The sequence below is a fragment of the Pantoea sp. X-Soil-TKNS-1207 genome (assembly GCF_059730485.1).
In genome coordinates, this window is sequence record NZ_AP035958.1 from 878,954 (window position 1) to 900,943 (window position 21,990).

The 21,990-nt window shown below is 54.5% G+C and carries 20 protein-coding genes; 16 read left to right on the forward strand and 4 right to left on the reverse strand.

Annotation, left to right across the window (positions count from 1 at the left end):
* Positions 1-18: 18 nt before the first annotated feature.
* Positions 19-1,266, forward strand: a complete 1,248-nt coding sequence (locus tag AC6I8V_RS03915; RefSeq protein ID WP_497844619.1) for an alginate lyase family protein — start codon at positions 19-21, stop codon at positions 1,264-1,266.
* A 28-nt stretch (positions 1,267-1,294) separates the two neighbouring features.
* Here AC6I8V_RS03915 and AC6I8V_RS03920 read toward each other — a convergent pair whose 3' ends face one another.
* The 4 genes from AC6I8V_RS03920 to map form a co-directional block, all read right to left on the reverse strand.
* Entirely contained in the window at positions 1,295-1,687 is a 393-nt protein-coding gene (locus tag AC6I8V_RS03920; RefSeq protein WP_497844620.1) for a DUF3461 family protein, read from the reverse strand.
* Positions 1,688-1,980: 293 nt separating this feature from the next.
* Positions 1,981-2,805 carry a 2,3,4,5-tetrahydropyridine-2,6-dicarboxylate N-succinyltransferase gene (dapD, locus tag AC6I8V_RS03925; RefSeq protein WP_497844621.1) on the reverse strand — a complete coding sequence of 275 codons (825 nt, stop codon included), beginning with the start codon at positions 2,803-2,805 and terminating at the stop codon, positions 1,981-1,983.
* A 186-nt stretch (positions 2,806-2,991) separates the two neighbouring features.
* Positions 2,992-5,646 carry a bifunctional uridylyltransferase/uridylyl-removing protein GlnD gene (glnD, locus tag AC6I8V_RS03930; protein WP_497845759.1) on the reverse strand — a complete coding sequence of 885 codons (2,655 nt, stop codon included), beginning with the start codon at positions 5,644-5,646 and terminating at the stop codon, positions 2,992-2,994.
* Between the two features lie 75 nt (positions 5,647-5,721).
* A complete protein-coding gene (gene map / locus AC6I8V_RS03935) occupies positions 5,722-6,516 on the reverse strand; it encodes a type I methionyl aminopeptidase (protein ID WP_497844622.1) in 795 nt (264 codons plus the stop codon).
* A 315-nt stretch (positions 6,517-6,831) separates the two neighbouring features.
* Between map and rpsB the strand changes: the two genes are divergently transcribed.
* The 15 genes from rpsB to rnhB all read left to right on the forward strand — a co-directional run bounded on the left by rpsB (position 6,832) and on the right by rnhB (position 21,966).
* The gene (gene rpsB, locus AC6I8V_RS03940) at positions 6,832-7,557 is read left to right on the forward strand and encodes a 30S ribosomal protein S2 (RefSeq protein WP_497844623.1); all 726 of its coding nucleotides are present in this window, start codon (positions 6,832-6,834) and stop codon (positions 7,555-7,557) included.
* A gap of 183 nt (positions 7,558-7,740) precedes the next feature.
* Complete coding sequence (tsf, locus tag AC6I8V_RS03945) at positions 7,741-8,592, forward strand: translation elongation factor Ts (protein WP_497844624.1); 852 nt, start codon at positions 7,741-7,743, stop codon at positions 8,590-8,592.
* Between the two features lie 157 nt (positions 8,593-8,749).
* Positions 8,750-9,475 (forward strand): UMP kinase, encoded by a 726-nt coding sequence (gene pyrH / locus AC6I8V_RS03950; protein WP_497844625.1) that lies wholly within the window; start codon positions 8,750-8,752, stop codon positions 9,473-9,475.
* Positions 9,476-9,618: 143 nt separating this feature from the next.
* A complete protein-coding gene (frr, locus tag AC6I8V_RS03955) occupies positions 9,619-10,176 on the forward strand; it encodes a ribosome recycling factor (protein ID WP_497844626.1) in 558 nt (185 codons plus the stop codon).
* 126 nt (positions 10,177-10,302) lie between these two features.
* Positions 10,303-11,505, forward strand: a complete 1,203-nt coding sequence (ispC, locus tag AC6I8V_RS03960) for a 1-deoxy-D-xylulose-5-phosphate reductoisomerase (RefSeq protein WP_497844627.1) — start codon at positions 10,303-10,305, stop codon at positions 11,503-11,505.
* A gap of 166 nt (positions 11,506-11,671) precedes the next feature.
* Positions 11,672-12,424 (forward strand): (2E,6E)-farnesyl-diphosphate-specific ditrans,polycis-undecaprenyl-diphosphate synthase, encoded by a 753-nt coding sequence (gene ispU / locus AC6I8V_RS03965; RefSeq protein ID WP_497844628.1) that lies wholly within the window; start codon positions 11,672-11,674, stop codon positions 12,422-12,424.
* An 18-nt stretch (positions 12,425-12,442) separates the two neighbouring features.
* On the forward strand, positions 12,443-13,300 hold the full coding sequence (gene cdsA / locus AC6I8V_RS03970; RefSeq protein ID WP_497844629.1) for a phosphatidate cytidylyltransferase: 858 nt from the start codon (positions 12,443-12,445) through the stop codon (positions 13,298-13,300).
* A 12-nt stretch (positions 13,301-13,312) separates the two neighbouring features.
* Positions 13,313-14,662 carry a sigma E protease regulator RseP gene (gene rseP / locus AC6I8V_RS03975; protein ID WP_497844630.1) on the forward strand — a complete coding sequence of 450 codons (1,350 nt, stop codon included), beginning with the start codon at positions 13,313-13,315 and terminating at the stop codon, positions 14,660-14,662.
* 51 nt (positions 14,663-14,713) lie between these two features.
* A complete protein-coding gene (gene bamA / locus AC6I8V_RS03980) occupies positions 14,714-17,125 on the forward strand; it encodes an outer membrane protein assembly factor BamA (protein ID WP_497844631.1) in 2,412 nt (803 codons plus the stop codon).
* Positions 17,126-17,221: 96 nt separating this feature from the next.
* Positions 17,222-17,722 (forward strand): OmpH family outer membrane protein, encoded by a 501-nt coding sequence (locus AC6I8V_RS03985; protein ID WP_497844632.1) that lies wholly within the window; start codon positions 17,222-17,224, stop codon positions 17,720-17,722.
* 3 nt (positions 17,723-17,725) lie between these two features.
* On the forward strand, positions 17,726-18,751 hold the full coding sequence (gene lpxD, locus AC6I8V_RS03990) for a UDP-3-O-(3-hydroxymyristoyl)glucosamine N-acyltransferase (RefSeq protein WP_497844633.1): 1,026 nt from the start codon (positions 17,726-17,728) through the stop codon (positions 18,749-18,751).
* A 196-nt stretch (positions 18,752-18,947) separates the two neighbouring features.
* A complete protein-coding gene (gene fabZ, locus AC6I8V_RS03995) occupies positions 18,948-19,403 on the forward strand; it encodes a 3-hydroxyacyl-ACP dehydratase FabZ (protein WP_013507953.1) in 456 nt (151 codons plus the stop codon).
* Between the two features lie 3 nt (positions 19,404-19,406).
* Positions 19,407-20,195, forward strand: coding sequence for an acyl-ACP--UDP-N-acetylglucosamine O-acyltransferase (gene lpxA / locus AC6I8V_RS04000; protein ID WP_497844634.1), 789 nt, complete (start codon positions 19,407-19,409; stop codon positions 20,193-20,195).
* A 3-nt stretch (positions 20,196-20,198) separates the two neighbouring features.
* Positions 20,199-21,347: a lipid-A-disaccharide synthase gene (lpxB, locus tag AC6I8V_RS04005; RefSeq protein ID WP_497844635.1), complete on the forward strand. Its 1,149-nt coding sequence runs from the start codon at positions 20,199-20,201 to the stop codon at positions 21,345-21,347.
* A complete protein-coding gene (gene rnhB, locus AC6I8V_RS04010) occupies positions 21,340-21,966 on the forward strand; it encodes a ribonuclease HII (protein ID WP_497844637.1) in 627 nt (208 codons plus the stop codon). Before lpxB ends, rnhB begins: the two co-directional genes overlap by 8 nt.
* The last annotated feature ends 24 nt before the right edge of the window (positions 21,967-21,990 follow it).

Consider the following 21,990-nt stretch of genomic DNA (forward strand, 5'->3'; position numbering starts at 1 on the left):
TTTAAAGGGGATTAACGGGTGAAACTGGCGGGTGTATTGGCGGTTGCGTTGTGGTTGTACAGCGGTGTTGGTCTGGCGGCGGAACTGGCGTTTCTCTCCCTGACGAACTTACAACAGGTGCGGCAACAGCTGGCGCAGCATAACGCGGCACCGCCAACCCTCGACGCATGGCAGCATATGCAGCAGCAGGCGAATCGGGCGCTGAAGCATCCCAATCCCAGCGTCACGGATAAAGGGATGCTGCCGCCGAGTGGCTCAAAGCACGACTATCTCAGCCTTAGCGCCTACTGGTGGCCGGATAACACCCAGCCCAATGGCGTACCGTGGCAGCGGCGCGATGGCGAGGTCAATCCCGCCAGCAAAAATGATCAGAGCGATGGTCTGCGGCTGGCGCGTTTTACCGCCGATCTTCAGACGCTGACGCTGGCATGGTATTTCTCGGGTGAACAACGCTATGCCGACAAAGCTCAGGCGATGGTGCGTCACTGGTTCATCAATCCCGGTAGCCGCATGAATCCCAACCTCAATTTTGCCCAGGGTGTACCGGGCAGGGCGGAAGGACGTCACACCGGCGTGCTGGACGGACGGTATTTTGCCACCCGCGTAGTGGACGCGTTGCAGCTGCTGCGCAGCGCGCCGGGCTGGCAATCCGCGGATGAACAGGGCGTGCAGCAATGGTTTCGCGATTATTTGCACTGGTTGCAGCATAGCCCGCTGGCGCAACAGGAAGCGGCGGCGGCCAATAATCACGGTAGCTGGTATTGCACGCAGGTGGCGGGAATTGCCTGGTATCTTGGCGATCGCGCGACGGTGCAGGCGATGGTTACGCTGGCACGTCGCAAAATCGATCAGCAAATCCGTGCGGATGGCACCCAGCCTGCCGAGCTGGCACGCACGCGATCGTTTCATTACAGCTACTTCAACCTACAGGCGCTAACCGCGCTGGCACAGCTGGCGCAGAAAAATGGCAGCGACGATCTCTGGCATTATCAGAACGCGCAGGGGGGATCGCTCTCCGGCGCGCTGGAGGCGATCGCCCCTTACAGCGATCCGGCTAAACCCTGGCCGTGGAAAAATCGCGATCGCGTCAGTGTTCGTCTCATTCCTTTGCTGTCGCTGGCGGATAACAGTTTGCACCAGTCGCGCTGGCAACAGCGTATTGCTCAGGCTGACTGGGCAGCCGATGCTCACGATCGTGGGGCGGTGGAGCAGGCGCAGATTGATACCTGGCTGCTTTCGCTGCCAGACAAAAAAGGCCAGCATTAAGCTGGCCTGAGTAAAGCAGGAGGGGGAATTAACGACCGCCGCGGGTCAGTTTGTCGAGGTCTGATTCGATTTCAGTAATTTTATTAGAGACCACGTTTTCCAGATGACGCAGATCCGCGAGGATTTTGCGTTTCAGATCCACTTCAACCTGATCGCGCTGGCAAATCTGATCCAGCTCATCAATCACATAACGCAGGTTAGGGCTGATTTCCTGCACTTCTTTGTAACCCTGGCTGTTGTGATCGGCCACGACGGTTTTACGCTGACGCGGGTATTTGAATTTCACGCTTTTCGCGAAGAATTCGCCTTTGTCTTTGCGGAAGTAGATTTTCAGAATGTCGTTGTTAGCTTCCTGACGCAGGCTGTAACGGTCAATGTCGTCGGGGTTGCTAATACCTAAGCTCTTCAGGTTGTCATACATAGCGTTATATTCCATCAAAAGTGGGGGAGCGCGCAGGACTATCATCATCATTCCGGCTACGGCGAGAGCGCAGCAACCAAAACGCTTACGGCATACTTAAACAACTGTAGACACAAAAACCAGGATGAAAAGTGCGCGGCCTGAGTTAACTGGCGCGGATTATGACCTGTTTGAAAAATAAACGCACTTGTTAATTCGCGGAGAGAATCAGGTTATCGGGCGGGGGGTGTAAATAAAAAATTACGGGCCTCGTAAAAGGCCCGTCGGATAAGTTTTTTTAAGGCAAATTCGCCTTAGTCGATGGTGCGCAGCAGTTCGTTGATACCGACTTTGCCACGGGTTTTCGCATCAACTTTCTTCACGATGACCGCGCAGTACAGGCTGTAGCTACCATCTTTTGACGGCAGGTTGCCGGAAACCACGACCGAACCAGCCGGTACGCGACCGTAATGCACTTCGCCGGTTTCGCGATCATAAATTTTCGTGCTCTGGCCGATGTAGACGCCCATGGAGATCACGGAGCCTTCTTCCACAATCACGCCTTCAACGATTTCTGAACGCGCACCGATGAAGCAGTTGTCTTCGATGATGGTCGGGTTAGCCTGCAACGGCTCCAGCACGCCACCGATACCCACACCGCCAGACAGGTGGACGTTTTTACCGATCTGCGCACAGGAACCCACGGTCGCCCAGGTATCCACCATGGTACCTTCGTCAACGAAGGCGCCGATGTTCACGTAAGATGGCATCAGCACGGTGTTGCGGGCAATAAATGCACCCTGACGTACCGCGGCCGGTGGCACCACGCGGAAACCTTCTTTTTTGAAGCGCGCTTCGTCCCAGTTGGCGAATTTCATCGGAACTTTGTCGTAGAAACGCGTTTCTGCGCCTTCCATGACCTGGTTGTCATTGATGCGGAACGACAGCAGCACAGCTTTCTTCAGCCACTGATGCGTTACCCACTCTCCGTTGATCTTTTCAGAAACGCGCAGTTCACCGCTGTCCAGCAGACCGATGACCTGGTTGATGGCGTCACGAGTGGCGCTGTCCACGCTGGTTGGCGTGATGTCGGCGCGGCGCTCAAAGGCAGATTCAATAACGCTCTGTAACTGTTGCATAATTAATTCCTGATTCTCTCATAGCGGATGCCCGGAAAATGCCGGGCATGAGTCTTAGTTATACCCTAAATCATTCAGGTTGCAGGAAGGCGGCAACGCAGCAAATCCCCAGGAGCATACATGAGTATGTGACGGGGGTGAGCGAGAAAAGCCAGCGCACCTGCAGCTTGGATGATGACGGGTAGGTCACACTTTATCGTTTGGATTAAGTGCCTCTGTCAACCGTTGTTGCAATACATTGCGCATTTCGGCATCAAGCGCGCGCCGTTCACTGTTGGCAAGGATGAAAAGATCCTCAACCCGTTCGCCAATTGTACTGATGCGTGCGCCGTGTAGCGAGACACCTAAATCCGCAAACACTTCCCCCACCCGTGCCAGCAGGCCTGGCTGATCCAGCGCGATCAGTTCCAGATAGCTGCGGCGATCGGTATGCGTTGGCAGGAAGTTGACTTCGGTATCGACGCTGAAGTGCTTCAGGCGCGCCGACTGACGGCGTACGCGTGGCGGTACCCACTGGGTTTGGGTGATCGCCTGCTCCAGCGCTTGGATAATCATCGGATGGCGATCGGCCGCCAGCGGGCTGCCATCCGGCTCCAGCACAATAAAGGTATCCATCGCCATGCCGTCGCGGCTGGTAAAGATCTGCGCGTCATGCACGCTGAGGTTGCGGCGATCCAGTTCGCCAGCCACCGCAGCGAACAGATAGGGGCGATCCGGACTCCAGATAAAGATTTCAGTCCCGCCGCGTGTCGCCTGCGGGCTGACCAGCACCAGCGGCTTGCTTAAATCGTGGTTGATCAGATGGCGCGCATGCCACGCCAGCTGATTAGGCGTGTGGCGCAGGAAATAGTCGGAGCGGCAGCGGCTCCAGATGTGTTGCAGCCGCTCCTCGTCGAGGTTTTCCATACGCAGCAGCGCCAGCGCCTGTAGCCGGTGATGGCGCACGCGTTCGCGCAGGTCCGGGCTGTTTTCCATGCCGCGACGCAGCTGTTTTTCGGTGGCGAAGAACAACTCGCGCAGCAGACTCTGCTTCCAGCTATTCCACAGGCTTTCGTTAGTGGCGCAGATGTCCGATACCGTTAAGCACGCCAGATAACGCAGGCGGTTTTCGTTCTGCATCACCTCGGCGAATTGCTGGATAACGGTGGGGTCCTGAATATCACGGCGCTGAGCTGTCACCGACATCAGCAGATGATGGCGCACCAGCCAGGCAACCAGCTGGGTCTCGCGCGAGTTGAGGCCATGCAGCTCGGCAAAGTCCAGCGCGTCCTGCGCACCCAAAATCGAGTGATCGCCGCCGCGCCCTTTGGCGATGTCATGCAACAACGCCGCCATCAGCAGCAGCTCCGGCTGTGGCAGGCGCGGCCAGAGTTCCACGCACAGCGGATGCATCGGGCGCGTGGCTTCGTCGGCAAAACTCTCCAGCTTTTGCAGCACGCGAATGGTGTGTTCATCCACGGTGTAGGCATGGAACAGGTCAAACTGCATCTGCCCGACGATATTGCCCCACAGCGGCGTGTAGGCCCACAACACGCTGTGGCGATGCATCGGCACCAGCGCGCGGCTTACCGCGCCAGGATGACGCAGAATCGCCATAAAGGTCTGACGTGCTTCAGGAATCTGGCACAGCGGCTGTTTGAGATGACGCCGCGCATAGCGCAGCTGACGCAGCGTGGTGGAGTAGATGCCTTTGATGTTCTCGTTGCGTACCATCACGTAGAACATACGAATAATCGCCTGCGGTTCGCGATCGAACAGCGTTGGGTCGCGCAGATCAATTAAATCGCCGCGCAGCTGAAAATCGTCATCGATGCTGCGCGGTTTTTCGGTGGTGGAGAGCGCCAGAATCGCTTCATCAAACAATTGCAGCAGCATCTGATTCAGCTCGCCGATGCGCCGCGTGACGCGGTAAAAATCCTTCATCATGCGCTCAACCGGCTCGTTGCCTTCGCCGAGATAGTTGAGGCGCTGCGCCACATTCAGCTGACGATCAAACAGCAGGCGGTTGTCGTAACGCGTTAACGTCAGATGCAGGGCAAAACGGATGCGCCAGAGAAACTCCTGACACTCGTTGAGTTCGTTACGTTCGGCTTCGGTGAGAAAGCCAAAACCGACCATCTCATCCAGCGTGGTGGCGCCGAAATGGCGACGCGCCACCCATTGCAGCATATGGATATCACGCAGGCCGCCGGGGCTGCTTTTGATATCGGGTTCCAGGTTGTAGCTGGTGCCGTGATAGCGTTTATGGCGCTCCTGCTGTTCTTCAATTTTGGCAGCAAAGAAGCGCGCCGAAGGCCAGAAGCCGTCGCTGAAAATGTTCTTTTGCAGTTCGAGAAACAGCGCGACATCGCCGGTGAGCATCCGTGATTCGATCAGGTTGGTGGCGACCGTCAGATCCGACAGGCCTTCCAGCAGACACTCTTCCAGCGTACGCACGCTGTGGCCCACTTCCAGCTTCAAATCCCACATCAGCGTCAGCAGCTCGCTGGTTCGCTGGGCCGCCTGCTCATCCAGCGGCTGACGGCTGAGGATTAGCACATCGATATCCGACAGCGGATGCAGTTCGCCACGGCCATAGCCACCGACCGCCAGCAGGGCGATCTCTTTCATCTGATCAAAACCGAAGAAACGCCACAGGCGACGCAGCAGCCGATCGATAAAAAGCGTACGTACATCTATCAACGATTCGACATCGGTGCCGGCATCAAAGGCGACGCCCATATGCTGCTGGAACTGTTCGAGATAGAGTTTGAGTTTCTCGCGGGTTAAGGCTTCATCAGGCCAGTTGGCAGGGGAATCCGTCAGGCCTTTGTGTACTGCTTCGGTCACGCTACCACTCATCGACATCGTCTCTTCTTCGCGCCATAGACATAAAAAAGCCGACTTAACGTCGGCCTGGTACTGTTGGGAAAAGATTTACGCGACGTTTTCCAGCACCGCAGGGAGGGTGTCGTCTTCACGTAGCGTCAGAATCTCACAGCCGTTCTCTGTCACCACAATAGTATGCTCGTACTGCGCGGACAAGCTGCGATCTTTGGTTTTCACGGTCCAGCCATCCTTCATGGTGCGGATGCGGTAATCACCGGCATTGACCATCGGCTCTACGGTGAAGGTCATGCCCGCCTGCAACACTACGCCGCCGTCATCAGCATCGTAATGCAGCACCTGCGGCTCTTCGTGGAAACCTTTGCCAATGCCGTGGCCGCAATATTCGCGGACGACGGAGAAATCCTGGGCTTCAACATACTTCTGAATCTCCCGGCCCAGTTCGCGCAGGCGAATGCCTGGCTTCACCAGACGCAGCGCCAGATACAGGCTCTCCTGGGTGACGCGACACAGGCGCTCGCCCTGGATGGTCGGCTTGCCGACGATAAACATTTTGGAGGTGTCGCCGTGGTAGTCATCTTTGATTACCGTGACATCAATGTTGACCACATCGCCATCTTTCAGCAGACGGTCATCGCTGGGAATGCCGTGACAGACCACTTCATTGATGGAGATACACACTGATTTCGGGAAACCGTGGTAGCCGAGACAGGCGGAGATCGCCTGCTGCTTGTTGGTGATGTGATCGTGACAAATACGGTCCAGTTCTCCGGTGGAGACGCCCGGAACCACATGCGGTGCGATCATTTCCAGCACCTCAGCGGCCAGGCGGCCAGCAACACGCATTTTTTCGATTTCTTCAGGGGTTTTAATTGAGATAGCCATTAAATTAATCCGCGGCTGTCGAAAATTTCGACAATAATTGAGTTCTGTGCAGTCATGTTAGCAGCACCCATTTAGGCTGCCAAATCGGGAAGCGAAGCACCGTTTTCCGGTAACTACTATTGGCGTATTCCTGCGCATTGTGATATAAAGCGCGCCGACGATTCTCTGTCAGCCCCCTGGGCTACAGGAAACGCATAAATCTCATTATGTGTACTAAAACACACATGTATCGACACATACGCCGGGGTGCCTTGTAAGAGGTCGGTTGTATGGGATACATGGAGGCCCAACCCCAATCAAACTTTAGAGGTAATCATGGCAACTGTTTCCATGCGCGACATGCTCAAGGCTGGTGTTCACTTCGGTCACCAGACCCGTTATTGGAACCCGAAAATGAAGCCGTTCATCTTCGGTGCGCGTAACAAAGTTCACATCATCAACCTTGAGAAAACCGTACCGTTGTTCAACGAAGCTCTGGCTGAGCTGAACAAAATTTCTTCCCGTAAAGGTAAGATTCTGTTCGTCGGTACTAAGCGCGCTGCGAGCGAAGCTATCAAAGAGTCTGCACTGAGCTGCGACCAGTTCTTCGTTAACCACCGCTGGTTGGGTGGTATGCTGACTAACTGGAAAACCGTTCGTCAGTCAATCAAGCGTCTGAAAGATCTGGAAACTCAGTCTCAGGACGGTACTTTCGAAAAACTGACCAAAAAAGAAGCGCTGATGCGCGCTCGTGAACTGGCCAAGCTGGAAAACAGCCTGGGCGGTATCAAAGATATGGGCGGTTTGCCGGATGCACTGTTCGTGATCGACGCTGACCACGAGCACATCGCAATCAAAGAAGCAAACAACCTGGGTATTCCGGTATTTGCTATCGTTGATACCAACTCTGATCCGGACGGCGTTGATTTCGTTATCCCTGGTAACGACGATGCAATCCGTGCTGTAAGCCTGTACCTGACTGCCGTCGCTACTACCGTGCGCGAAGGTCGTTCTCAGGATCTGGCAGAGCAGGCTGAAGACGCATCTTTAGAAAACGCCTGATAAGGTTTGCTCTTACGCAGAGCCCTTAGACATCAGATGTAATCTGTTAAGGGGGCCGCACAGGCCCCTTTATTTTATCTAAGTTTGTCACGCTCATCCGATGGGCGGGCGGGGCAGAGTAAATTTTCCGCAACAAGTTTCTGGCAGTGTGCAAGCACTGAGAAACGAATCGAGGATTCTGGAATGGCTGAAATTACCGCTGCACTGGTAAAAGAACTGCGCGAGCGTACTGCCGCTGGCATGATGGACTGCAAAAAAGCGCTGACTGAAGCGAATGGCGATATCGAGCTGGCCATCGAAAACATGCGTAAGTCTGGCGCGATCAAAGCGGCGAAAAAAGCCGGTAACGTGGCTGCTGACGGCGTGATCAAAACCAAGATCGCTGACGGTTTCGGCGTGATCCTGGAAGTTAACTGCCAGACCGATTTCGTCGCAAAAGATGCCGGTTTCCAGGCGTTTGCTGACAAAGTGGTTGACGCTGCTGCCGCTGGCAAAGTGACCGACGTTGACGTTCTGAAAGCGCAGTTCGAAGAAGAGCGCGTTGCACTGGTTGCAAAAATCGGTGAGAACATCAACATCCGTCGCGTTGCAATTCTGGAAGGTGCTGAGCTGGGTAGCTACCTGCACGGCGCACGTATCGGCGTTCTGGTTTCTACCACTGGCGCAGACGAAGAACTGATTAAGCAGGTTGCAATGCACGTTGCAGCAAGCAAGCCGGAATTCGTTAAGCCGGAAGACGTGTCTGAAGACGTGGTCGCTAAAGAGTACCAGGTTCAGCTGGACATCGCGATGCAGTCTGGTAAGCCGAAAGAGATCGCAGAGAAAATGGTTGAAGGCCGTATGAAGAAATTCACCGGCGAAGTTTCTCTGACTGGTCAGGCTTTCGTGATCGATCCGAGCAAAACTGTTGGCCAGGCGCTGAAAGAGAAAAACGCTGACGTCATCAACTTCATCCGCTTCGAAGTGGGCGAAGGCATCGAGAAAGTTGAGACTGACTTCGCAGCAGAAGTTGCTGCAATGTCCAAACAGTCTTAATGTTCCGAAAGAACCGCCGGAAGGCGGTTCTTTTTTGTCTGCGTTTTGTCGCAGGCACTTTTTCAGTCACTTCCCAATAGCTTTTCTCTCTCGCTAAGCGGATGATTGATCAGATTTAACTTCTCCTTTTCATCATATCTTCCAGGAAGAATTGACCATGGCGACCAACGCAAAACCTGTATATCAACGTATCCTGCTAAAACTGAGTGGCGAAGCACTGCAAGGTGCCGAAGGTTTTGGTATTGACGCGAGTGTGCTTGACCGCATGGCGCAAGAGGTGAAAGAGCTGGTTGAGCTGGGTATCCAGGTAGGTGTGGTTATTGGTGGCGGTAACCTGTTCCGCGGTGCGGGCCTGGCACAGGCAGGCATGAACCGTGTGGTCGGCGACCATATGGGTATGCTGGCAACCGTAATGAATGGCCTGGCGATGCGTGATGCGCTGCACCGTGCTTATGTCAACGCGCGCCTGATGTCGGCGATTCCGCTGAATGGCGTCTGTGACAACTACAGCTGGGCTGAAGCGATTAGCCTGCTGCGTAATAACCGTGTGGTCATCTTCTCCGCCGGTACCGGCAACCCGTTCTTTACCACCGACTCTGCAGCCTGTCTGCGCGGCATCGAAATCGAAGCAGACGTGGTACTGAAAGCCACAAAAGTAGACGGCGTCTACTCATCCGATCCGGTGAAAAACCCGGATGCGACGCTGTATGAACAGCTGACCTATGCCGAAGTGCTGGATAAAGAACTTAAGGTGATGGATCTGGCGGCCTTTACGCTGGCTCGCGACCATCAGCTGCCGATCCGCGTCTTCAACATGAACAAACCTGGCGCCCTGCGCCGCGTCGTGATGGGTGAAAAAGAAGGTACCCTGATTACGCATTAATACCCGACGCAAGGTAAAATAGGGTATATTCTGTTGGCGCGACGCCTGGTCGTCGCGCACCATTCAGGATGATCGATGTTTATCGATACCGCTTCCGGCGCGTCCGGAAATGGCCAGGTCAAACCGAATCCAAGGGTTTCAACGTGATTAACGACATTAAAAAAGATGCTGAAACGCGCATGGACAAATGCGTGGAAGCATTCAAAAACACTATCAGCAAAGTGCGCACCGGTCGTGCTTCGCCTTCACTGCTCGACGGCATTGTTGTTGAATACTACGGCACACCGACGCCGCTGCGTCAGCTGGCTAGCGTCACTGTAGAAGATTCTCGCACGCTGAAAATCAACGTCTTTGATCGCTCGCTGGGTCCAGCGGTTGAGAAAGCGATTATGGCATCAGATCTGGGTCTGAACCCAAGCTCTGCCGGTAGCGACATCCGTGTTCCGCTGCCGCCGCTGACGGAAGAACGCCGTAAAGATCTGATCAAAATCGTCCGTGGTGAAGCGGAACAGGGTCGTGTAGCGGTACGTAACGTACGTCGCGACGCCAACGACAAGATCAAAGCGCTGCTGAAAGATAAAGAGATCAGCGAAGACGACGAACGTCGTTCGCAGGACGAGATCCAGAAAATGACCGATGCACGCATTAAAAATGTTGATGCTGCACTGGCAGAGAAAGAAAAGGAACTGATGGAGTTCTGATTCCATCGTTGCCTGACCAACGCCGTCAAGAGAGGTATACCCGTTCGGGAATGCACTATCTTGCGGCGTTTTATTTTGGTCCCTGCGGAAGATGCCCATCTTCTTTGACATCACACGGAAAGCGTCATGAAACGATTAACTCTGCTCGGTTCCACCGGCTCAATTGGTACCAGTACGTTAGCGGTGGTGCGGGAAAATCCTGAGCAATATCAGGTAACAGCGCTGGTCGCTGGTCAGAATGTGGCGTTAATGGCTGAGCAATGCCAGCAGTTTCAGCCGCGTTATGCGGCGATGGCGGATGATGCCTCCGCGCAGGCGCTGCGTGAGCGACTGAGAGCACTCAAGGTTACTACCGAAGTGCTCTCCGGCGTTCAGGCTGCCTGTGAACTGGCGGCGCTGGATGACGTCGATCAGGTGATGGCGGCGATTGTCGGTGCCTCGGGTCTGCTGCCGACGCTGGCGGCCATCCGCGCCGGTAAAACCGTGTTACTGGCGAATAAAGAATCTCTTGTCACATGCGGCCGCCTGTTTATGGAGGCGGTACGGCATCATAAGGCACAGCTGCTGCCGGTCGACAGCGAGCATAACGCCATTTTTCAGAGTTTACCGGCTTCCATACAGCATCAGTTGGGGTACGCTGATCTGCGGGATAACGGCATCGAGTCGATTATCCTCACGGGATCAGGTGGTCCTTTTCGTGACACGCCATTAACCGAGCTGGCCGCTATGTCGCCAGACCAGGCATGTGCGCATCCGAACTGGTCAATGGGGCGTAAAATCTCCGTTGATTCAGCCACCATGATGAATAAAGGTCTTGAATACATTGAAGCCCGCTGGCTGTTTAACGCAACCGACGCCCAGATGGAGGTGATCCTGCACCCGCAGTCGGTCATCCATTCGATGGTGCGTTATTGCGATGGTAGCGTGCTGGCGCAACTGGGATCACCCGATATGCGGACCCCGATTGCCCACAGCATGGCATGGCCAGCACGTATTTCTGCCGGCGTCACACCGCTCGATTTCACCCGAATGAAAGCGCTGACCTTCGCTGAGCCGGATTACGCGCGCTATCCCTGCCTGAAGCTGGCAATTGACGCCTGTGCAACTGGCCAGGCCGCTACGACGACGCTGAATGCAGCCAACGAAGTGGCGGTCGCCGCATTTCTGCAGCATCAGATCCGCTTTACCGATATCGCTGCGCTCAACAGTGAAGTGTTGGCGTCGCTGAGCTGCGGAGAGCCAGACAGCGTTGAGGCGGTAATGGAGATCGATCGGTTAGCGCGGGTGTGTGCCACTGAAATGCTGCCACGTTTACGCATAGCAGGTTGATTGTCCCCGCTATTTGTTAGCTCTGGGTGAAAATGGTATAGTCGCTCGCTCGCGTTTCACGGCCTGACATTGTTTCGATGTCAGCCGGCCGGAAGGCCGGTGTTTGCTGCAGGCGCAATGTATTCAGAAACCACAGCATTTCTGATGAAAGGAATTATTACGCGTTATGTCGTCCAACAATCACAACACATTCGATGACCGGGCTGATTGCACGCCGCGTCACGTGGCCATCATTATGGATGGTAATGGTCGCTGGGCAAAAAATCAGGGCAAACTGCGTATTTCAGGCCACAAAGCCGGGGTAAAATCAGTACGCCGGGCCGTCAGCTTTGCGGTCAGCCATAAGCTGGAAGCGCTCACGCTTTATGCGTTCAGCAGTGAAAACTGGAGCCGACCGGTACAGGAAGTGACGGCCTTAATGGAATTGTTTGTCTGGGCGCTCGACAGCGAAGTCAAAAGCCTGCACAAGCACAATGTGCGTTTGCGTGTTATCGGCGATATCAGCCGTTTCAATACCCGAATTCAGGAACGCATTCGTCGCGCCGAGGAACTGACTCAGCAAAATAATGGACTGACGCTCAACATTGCTGCCAACTATGGCGGACGTTGGGATATTATCCAGGGTGCCAGAAAACTGGCTGAACAGGTTCAGGAAGGGCTGTTACGTCCTGACCAGATAACCGAAGAGAGTCTGGCTCCGTATCTGTGTATGAACGAGCTGGCGCCGGTGGATTTAGTGATAAGGACCGGGGGAGAGCATCGGATTAGCAACTTCCTGCTGTGGCAGATCGCCTATGCTGAGTTCTGGTTTACCGATGTTCTTTGGCCTGATTTTGATGAACACGTTTTTGAAGGTGCACTGAATGCTTTCTCTCTGCGGGAGCGTCGCTATGGCGGCACTGCACCAGGCGGCGCCTGAGCAACCTGGGGGTAACCTTTGCTGAAGTCTCGTTTAATTACCGCGTTTATTTTAATTCCGCTGGTGATTGCTGCGCTGTTCTGGTTACCGCTATCCGGTTTTGCGATTACGACCATCATCATCTGTATGCTTGCCGCCTGGGAATGGGGGCAATTTGCGGGTATGGCAACCCGTCAGCAACGCATCTGGCTGGCTGTGCTGTGTGGTTTGTTACTTGCCCTGATGCTGTTCACGCTGCAACCCTATCAACGCGATTTACATCAGGTCCAGATGGAAAGCTCTTTGTGGGCCTCTCTGGGTTGGTGGGTCGTCGCTCTGCTGCTGGTGCTGTTCTATCCCTCATCTGCTGCCGTCTGGCGCAATTCACGTCCGCTACGCCTGATTTTTGGCATCCTCACCGTAATCCCCTTCTTCTGGGGCATGATGGCATTGCGCCAGTATCACTATGACACCGACCATTTCGCCGGTGCCTGGTGGCTGCTGTTCGTGATGTTCCTGGTGTGGGGCGCTGACTCGGGTGCCTACATGTTTGGCAGGCTATTTGGTAAGCACAAACTGGCGCCGAAAGTCTCGCCGGGTAAAACCTGGGAAGGATTTTTTGGCGGATTGCTGTCGTCAGCGATTATCGCCTGGCTGTTTGCCACCTTCGCACCGCTCACCGTCGATGCTTCAACGCTGATTATCTGCGCCGTCATCGCCGCGCTGGCTTCGGTACTGGGTGATTTAACGGAAAGTATGTTTAAACGTGAGGCCGGTATCAAAGACAGCGGTAACTTAATACCGGGTCACGGTGGTATCCTCGATCGCATTGATAGCCTGACAGCGGCGGTGCCGGTCTTTGCCTGCCTGTTGCTGCTGGTGTTCCGCACCCTCTGAGGATAGGCGACGATGTTGAGTATACTCTGGAGTTTTGCAGCCTTTATTGTGGCGCTCGGCGTGCTGATTACCGTGCACGAGTTCGGCCACTTTTGGGTTGCGCGCCGCTGCGGTGTCAAAGTTGAGCGTTTTTCGATTGGTTTCGGTAAAGCGCTGTGGCGTCGCAGCGACCGTCAGGGCACGGAATACGTCATTGCCCTGATCCCCCTTGGCGGCTACGTCAAAATGCTCGATGAACGTGTTGAAAGCGTTCCTGCCGAGCTTCGTCATCAAGCCTTCAATAACAAAGCGATTTGGCAGCGTGCCTCGATTATTGCCGCAGGTCCGATCGCGAACTTCATTTTTGCCGTTATTGCGTACTGGGCGGTGTTTATTCACGGCGTGCCTGGTGTGCGTCCGGTGGTTGGTGAAATTCTGAACGGTTCCGTCGCGGCAGAAGCGCAAATTACCTCCGGCATGGAACTTAAAGCAGTAGATGGTATCGAAACGCCTGATTGGGATGCAGTTCGTATGGCGCTGATCGGTAAAATCGGCGACCAGAATGCCACGCTAACCGTCTCGCAGTTTGGTGAAAATGCCACGCAACAGAAACAGCTGGATTTGCATGACTGGCAGTTTGAGCCAGACAAGCAGGACCCGGTAGTGGCACTGGGGATACGCCCACGTGGACCGCAGATCGAAACGACGCTGGCTGAAGTTCAGGCTAACTCGCCGGCAAGTGAAGCCGGTTTGCAAGCAGGCGACAGGATCGTTAAAGTCGATGGTCAGCCGTTAACGCAATGGCAGACTTTTGTGGTGCAGGTGCGGGATAACCCCGGCAAAAATATGGCGCTCGAAGTCGAGCGAAATGGCGAATCTCTGGCGTTAACGCTGACGCCCGAAGCGAAACCAGGTGATAAAGCGGAAGGCTTTGCGGGGGTGATACCTCGTGTGATTCCGTTACCTGATGAGTACAAAACGGTAAGGCAGTATGGACCTTTTGCCGCGATCGGCGAAGCCAGTGTAAAAACCTGGCAGTTGATGAAGCTGACGGTTTCCATGCTGGGCAAGTTGATAACCGGGGATGTGAAGCTGAATAACCTGAGCGGGCCGATCTCGATCGCGCAAGGTGCCGGGTTATCAGCAGAATATGGGGTGATTTACTACCTGATGTTCCTGGCGCTAATCAGCGTCAACTTAGGGATAATTAACCTGTTCCCACTGCCGGTATTAGATGGTGGGCATTTGCTCTTTCTGGCGATCGAAAAGATCAAAGGTGGACCGGTGTCCGAGCGAGTTCAGGACTTTAGTTATCGCATTGGCTCAATTCTGCTGGTGCTGTTAATGGGGCTTGCACTTTTCAATGATTTCTCACGTCTGTAATAGCTGGAATGCAGGCAGACGTGGGATGTGTTAGGAAAACGCATAACAACGATGGCGATGAAAAAGTTGCTCATAGCGTCGCTGCTGTTTAGCAGCGCCACCGTTTACGGTGCAGACGATTTCGTGGTGAAGGATATTCATTTCGAAGGGCTACAGCGAGTCGCCGTCGGCGCGGCTCTGATTAGCATGCCGGTACGTGTCGGCGATACGGTGAATGATGATGACATCAGAAACACCATTCGCTCGCTGTTCGCCACCGGCAACTTTGAAGATGTTCAGGTCCTGCGCGACGGTACTACGTTGATTGTCCAGGTGAAAGAACGTCCAACGATTGCCAGCATCACTTTCTCCGGCAACAAAGCGGTGAAAGAAGATCAGCTGAAGCAGAACCTTGAGGCTTCCGGGATCCGCGTAGGTGAAGCGCTGGACCGCACCACCCTCTCCTCAATTGAGAAGGGGCTGGAGGATTTCTACTACAGCGTCGGCAAATACACTGCCAGCGTCAAAGCGATTGCCACGCCGCTGCCGCGTAACCGCGTAGATCTGAAATTCGTTTTCCAGGAAGGTGTCTCCGCACAGATTCAGCAGATCAACATCGTGGGCAACAAAGCGTTCACCTCAGATGAATTGATCTCCCGCTTCCAGCTGCGTGATGAAGTGCCGTGGTGGAACGTGGTCGGCGATCGTAAATACCAGAAGCAGAAACTGGCCGGGGACCTCGAAACCCTGCGCAGCTTCTATCTGGATCGCGGTTATGCGCGTTTTAACATTGATTCAACTCAGGTGAGCCTGACGCCGGACAAGAAAGGCATCTACATCACCGTGAACATCACCGAAGGCGATCAGTACAAGATTGCCGGTGTGATCGTGAACGGCAGCATGGCAGGCCATTCGGCGGAAATCGAACACCTGACCAAGATCCCATCTGGTGAGCTGTACAACGGCACCAAAGTCACTCAGATGGAAGATGACATCAAGAAACTGCTGGGCCGCTACGGTTACGCTTATCCGCGTGTCGTCACGCAGCCGGAAATCAATGACGCCGACAAGACGGTAAAACTGCACATCAACGTGGATGCCGGTAACCGTTACTACGTGCGCAAAGTCCGTTTCGAAGGTAACGACACCTCGAAAGATGCGGTACTGCGTCGTGAAATGCGTCAGATGGAAGGTGCCTGGCTGGGCAGCGACCTGGTAGAGCAGGGCAAAGAGCGTCTGAACCGTACCGGTTATTTTGATACCGTCGACGTCGATACGCAGCGCGTGCCCGGTTCACCGGATCAGGTAGACGTGGTCTACAAGGTGAAAGAACGTAACACCGGTACCTTTAACTTCGGCGTGGGCTACGGCACAGAAAGTGGCGTGAGCTTCCAGGTCGGCGTGACCCAGGATAACTGGCTCGGCACCGGTAATACCGTTGGTATCAGCGGTACCAAAAACGATTATCAGACCTACGCTGAATTCTCACTGACCGATCCGTACTTTACGGTGGACGGTGTCAGCCTGGGTGGTCGTGTCTTCTATAACGACTTTAAAGCTGATGATGCGGACCTGTCTGACTATACCAACAAAAGTTATGGTGTAGACGGTACGCTGGGCTTCCCGATTAACGAGAACAACACCCTGCGCGTTGGTTTAGGTTATGTACATAACGACCTGTCCAACATGCAGCCGCAGATTGCGATGTGGCGTTATCTCGATTCGGTAGGACATCATCAGGGCCTGAATGATGATGGTGATTTCTCTGCGAATGACTTCACCTTCAACTACGGCTGGACGTATAACACCCTGGACCGCGGGTTCTTCCCAACGTCGGGTAACCGTACCAACCTGAATGGTAAAATCACCATCCCAGGTTCAGATAACAGCTTCTACAAAGCAACGCTTGACAGCCAGCAATACGTTCCGCTGAACCGTGATCGCACCTGGGTGCTGCTCGGCCGTGGTCGTGTTGGATATGGTGACGGAATCGGTAGTAAAGAGATGCCGTTCTATGAGAACTTCTACGCCGGCGGTTCCAGCACTGTACGTGGCTTCCAGTCCAATACCATTGGTCCGAAGGCGGCGTATCTGAACGATGGTTCGTCAACCTGTAAACTGACCGATCCGAACGGTGTGTGTAAGTCGGATGATGCGGTCGGTGGTAACGCGATGGCCGTGGCCAGCCTTGAGCTGATCACCCCAACGCCGTTCCTGAGTGATAAGTATGCCAACTCAGTACGTACTTCGCTGTTCGTCGATGCAGGTACGGTGTGGGATACGAAATGGCAGAACACCGCAGAAACTCGTGCGGCGGGGATTCCGGATTACAGCGATCCAAACAACATTCGCGTCTCCAGTGGTATTGCACTGCAGTGGATGTCGCCGTTGGGGCCGTTGGTATTCTCGTATGCCCAGCCGGTTAAGAAAGTCGAGGGAGACAAGTCAGAGCAGTTCCAGTTTAACATCGGTAAAACCTGGTAAGGCTCTGAGCAGGGAAGTGTAAATAGCGTCTTGCATGCGTGTGGCTTTGTGAAGCTACACGCTGCAAACACACATGTTGAGGGTAAGGAGTTTATAGTGAAAAAGTTGTTCTGTGCCGCTGCTCTGGGTCTTGCAATCGCCGCTTCTGCTGGTGCCCAGGCGGCCGATAAAATCGCCGTTGTTAACCTGAGCCAGGTTTTCCAGCAGTCTCCGCAGCGTGCTGCTGTTGCTAAGCAACTTGAGAGCGAGTTCCAGGGCCGTGCCTCTGACCTCCAGTCTCAGCAGCAGAAAATCCAGCAGGAGATTCAGGATCTGCAACGCAATGCTTCAACCATGAAAGCAAGCGACCGTACCAAGAAAGAGAAGCAGATCGCTTCTGAGCGTGCTGCATTCGAATCAAAAGCTCAGGCTTTTGAGAAAGATAACCAGACCCGCCAGATGCAAGAACGTAACAAGCTGCTGGGTAAAATCCAGACTGCTGTACAGTCTGTAGCGAAAAGCGAAGGTTATGATCTGGTTCTGGACTCTCAGGCCGTGCTGTACTCTTCTTCCGATGCTAAAGACATCACTGCTGACGTTGTAAAACAGGTTAAATAATCGATGTCATCTATTCGACTGGCTGATTTAGCCCAGCAGTTGGATGCAGAATTGCACGGAGATGGCGATATCGTCATCTCCGGCATTGCTTCTATGCAATCCGCCACAACTGGCAAAATCACTTTTCTTGCAAACAGCCGTTACCGCGAGCAGCTCGCCCAGGTGCAGGCTTCGGCCGTGGTGCTGACGGAAGCGGATCTGGAGTGGTGTAAAACTGCTGCGCTGGTGGTGAAAAATCCTTACCTGACTTATGCCCGCATGGCACAACTGCTGGACACCACGCCGCAGCCCGCGCAAAATATCGCGCCCAGCGCCGTCATCGATCCGACAGCGAAGCTGGGGAACAATGTATCGGTAGGCGCGAATGCGGTGATCGAGTCCGGTGTTGAACTGGGTGACGATGTTGTTATCGGTGCCGGATGTTTTGTTGGTAAGCAGACGCGTATTGGTCGTGGTTCACGCCTGTGGGCTAACGTGACGATTTACCATGAGATCCAGATTGGTCAGGATTGTCTGATTCAGTCGGGCACGGTCATCGGTGCGGATGGTTTCGGGTATGCTAACGATCGCGGAAACTGGGTGAAAATCCCGCAGCTGGGAACGGTGTTGATTGGTGATCGGGTGGAAATTGGCGCCTGCACTACCATCGATCGCGGTGCGCTGGATAACACTCTGATCGGCAATGGTGTTATCATAGACAACCAGTGTCAGATTGCGCACAACGTTGTGATTGGTGATAACACCGCGGTTGCCGGTGGTGTGATCATGGCGGGTAGTCTGAAGATTGGACGTTACTGTATGATTGGCGGCGCCAGCGTCATTAACGGACATATGGAAATCTGTGACAAAGTGACCGTGACCGGAATGGGCATGGTAATGCGCCCAATCACAGAGCCTGGGGTATACTCTTCGGGTATTCCATTGCAACCCAACAAAACCTGGCGTAAAACGGCCGCGTTGGTGATGAATATAGATGACATGAGCAAACGTCTCAAAGCCATCGAGCGTAAAGTCGGCAAAGACGATTAACGCCATCCCACGAGACCGGCTTTCATAATAAGCAGCGTACCTTCTTTTCGCCTCAGACCTTGTCTGAGGGTGTGCAGCAGGTATCGCAGGGAAGCGAAACGCCACCGAACTGATTTGCGGCCTGCGGATGATCATTTTGATCGGTGCAGGCCGTGTTATTGTTGCCATCAGAATTTTTTAGGACAGGAAGAGTATTTTGACTACTGAAACGCATACTCTGAAAATTGAAGAGATTTTAGAACTGCTGCCGCACCGCTATCCATTCTTGCTGGTTGACCGCGTGCTGGAATTTGAAGAGCATAAATATCTGCGTGCGGTGAAGAACGTTTCTGTTAACGAACCGTTTTTCCAGGGACACTTCCCTGGTAAACCGATTTTCCCAGGCGTTCTGATCCTGGAAGCGATGGCGCAGGCAACCGGTATTCTGGCGTTCAAAAGCGTTGGAAAACTGGAACCGGGCGAACTTTACTATTTCGCCGGTATTGACGAAGCCCGTTTCAAGCGTCCGGTGGTGCCGGGCGATCAGATGATCATGGAAGTAACCTTCGAGAAAACCCGTCGTGGTCTGACGCGCTTCAAAGGCGTGGCGACCGTGGACGGCAAAATTGTCTGTGAAGCGACCATGATGTGTGCCCGTAGCCGGGAGGCATAATTAGTGATTGATTCAACCGCCAACATCCATCCCAGTTCCGTCATTGAAGAAGGTGCCGTCATCGGCGCCAATGTTCACATCGGCCCATTTTGTTTTGTTGGCGCTAACGTGGAGATTGGTGAAGGTACGGTGCTTAAATCGCACGTAGTGGTGAATGGCCATACGCGTATCGGTAAAGACAACCAGATCTATCAGTTTGCTTCCATTGGTGAAGTAAACCAGGACCTGAAGTATGCCGGTGAGCCAACCCGCGTGGAAATTGGCGATCGCAACCGCATCCGCGAAAGCGTCACCATCCACCGTGGAACGGTGCAGGGTGGCGGTTTGACCAAAGTCGGCAGCGACAACCTGTTGATGGTGAATGCGCACATTGCCCATGACTGCGTGATTGGCAACCGTTGTATTTTCGCCAATAACGCCACGCTGGGCGGTCACGTCACCGTTGATGACTTCGCTATCATCGGCGGTATGACTGCGGTACATCAGTGGTGCACCATTGGCGCCCATGTGATGGTCGGCGGTTGTTCTGGCGTTGCCCAGGACGTGCCACCTTACGTCATCGCTCAGGGCAACCATGCGACGCCGTTTGGTATTAACATCGAAGGTCTGAAGCGTCGCGGCTTCAGTAAAGAAGCGCTCCATGCGATTCGCAACGCCTACAAATTGTTGTACCGCAGTGGCAAATCGCTGGATGAAGTGAAGCCGGAAATCGAAGAACTGGCTAAGCAGCACAGCGAAGTGCAGCCCTTCTATGACTTCTTTGACCGATCTACCCGTGGGTTGATTCGTTAATCCATGTCAGTGCGTCCCTTAACGATTGCCCTGGTCGCCGGAGAAACCTCCGGCGATATTCTTGGTGCCGGTCTTATCCGCGCGTTAAAAGCGCGTCATCCCGATGCCCGCTTTGTTGGCGTTGCCGGTCCGCGTATGCAGGCCGAAGGCTGTGAAGCCTGGTACGAGATGGAAGAGCTGGCGGTGATGGGCATTGTCGAGGTGCTGGAACGTCTGCCGCGACTGCTGAAAATCCGCCGTGATCTGACCCAGCGCTTTACCGAGCTGAAACCGGACGTGTTTGTCGGTATCGATGCGCCAGATTTCAATATCACGCTGGAAGGCCGTCTGAAACGCGTCGGGATCCGCACAATTCATTACGTCAGCCCGTCGGTGTGGGCCTGGCGTCAAAAACGTGTTTTCAAAATCGGCCGCAACACCAATCTGGTGCTGGCGTTTTTGCCGTTTGAAAAAGCGTTCTACGATCGTTTCAACGTGCCTTGTCGTTTTATCGGTCATACCATGGCGGATGCGATGCCGATGCAGCCCGATAAGCTGGCGGCGCGCCGTAGCCTGGGGATCGCCGATGATGCGATTTGCCTTGGCCTGCTGCCTGGCAGTCGGGGTGCGGAAGTGGAAATGCTCAGCGCTGATTTTCTGCGCGCGGCACAGCTGCTGCGTCAGCGCTACCCGACACTGGAGATCGTCGTGCCGCTGGTGAACGCCAAACGCCGCGAGCAGTTTGAGCACATCAAAGCAGAAGTGGCGCCGGAATTGCCGATGCATCTGCTGGATGGCAAAGGGCGCGAAGCGATGATCGCCAGCGACGCAGCCATTCTGGCATCGGGAACCGCCGCGCTGGAATGTATGCTGGCAAAATGTCCGATGGTGGTGGGTTATCGTATGAAGCCTTTCACTTTCTGGCTGGCGAAACGTCTGGTGAAAACCCCGTACGTATCGCTACCGAATTTGCTTGCCGGGCGTGAACTGGTGAAAGAGCTGTTGCAGGATGAATGCCAGCCGGAAGCGCTGGCTGCCGCGCTGGAGCCGCTGTTGCATGCGGGTGCGGAGCGCGACGCGCTGCTCAGCACCTTCAACGAATTACATGCACAGATTCGCTGGAATGCTGATGAGCAGGCCGCAGATGCCGTACTGGAGATTGCCCATGGCTGAGTTTATTTATCCGAACGCAAGGTTGATTGCCGGTGTCGATGAAGTCGGGCGCGGCCCGCTGGTGGGTGCTGTGGTCACTGCCGCGGTGATCCTCGATCCGGCTAAACCGATCGTCGGCCTGGCTGACTCAAAAAAACTGTCGGAAAAACGCCGTCTGGCGCTGTACGACGAGATCAAAGAGAAAGCGCTGGCCTGGAGTCTGGGGCGTGCCGAACCGGAAGAGATCGATCAGATCAATATCCTCCATGCCACCATGCTGGCCATGCAGCGTGCGGTCGCCGGCCTGCCGCTGGTGCCGGACTTTGTGTTGATCGATGGCAACCGTTGCCCGGCGTTACCTATGCCGTCGCAGGCGGTAGTGAAGGGCGATAGCCTGGTGGCGGAGATCAGCGCCGCGTCGATCCTCGCCAAAGTCACGCGCGATCGTGAAATGGCCGAGCTGGATCTGCTGTTCCCGCACTACGGTTTCGCCCAGCACAAGGGCTATCCGACGGCGCTGCATATGGAAAAGCTGACGCAGCATGGCGTCACTCCTCATCATCGCCGCAGTTTTGCGCCGGTGCGTAATGCCCTGATTGATGCCGACGTGCTGGCCGCGCGCCAGCCGACTACGCTTTAATAGCCTGACGCTGTTTTAACCGGA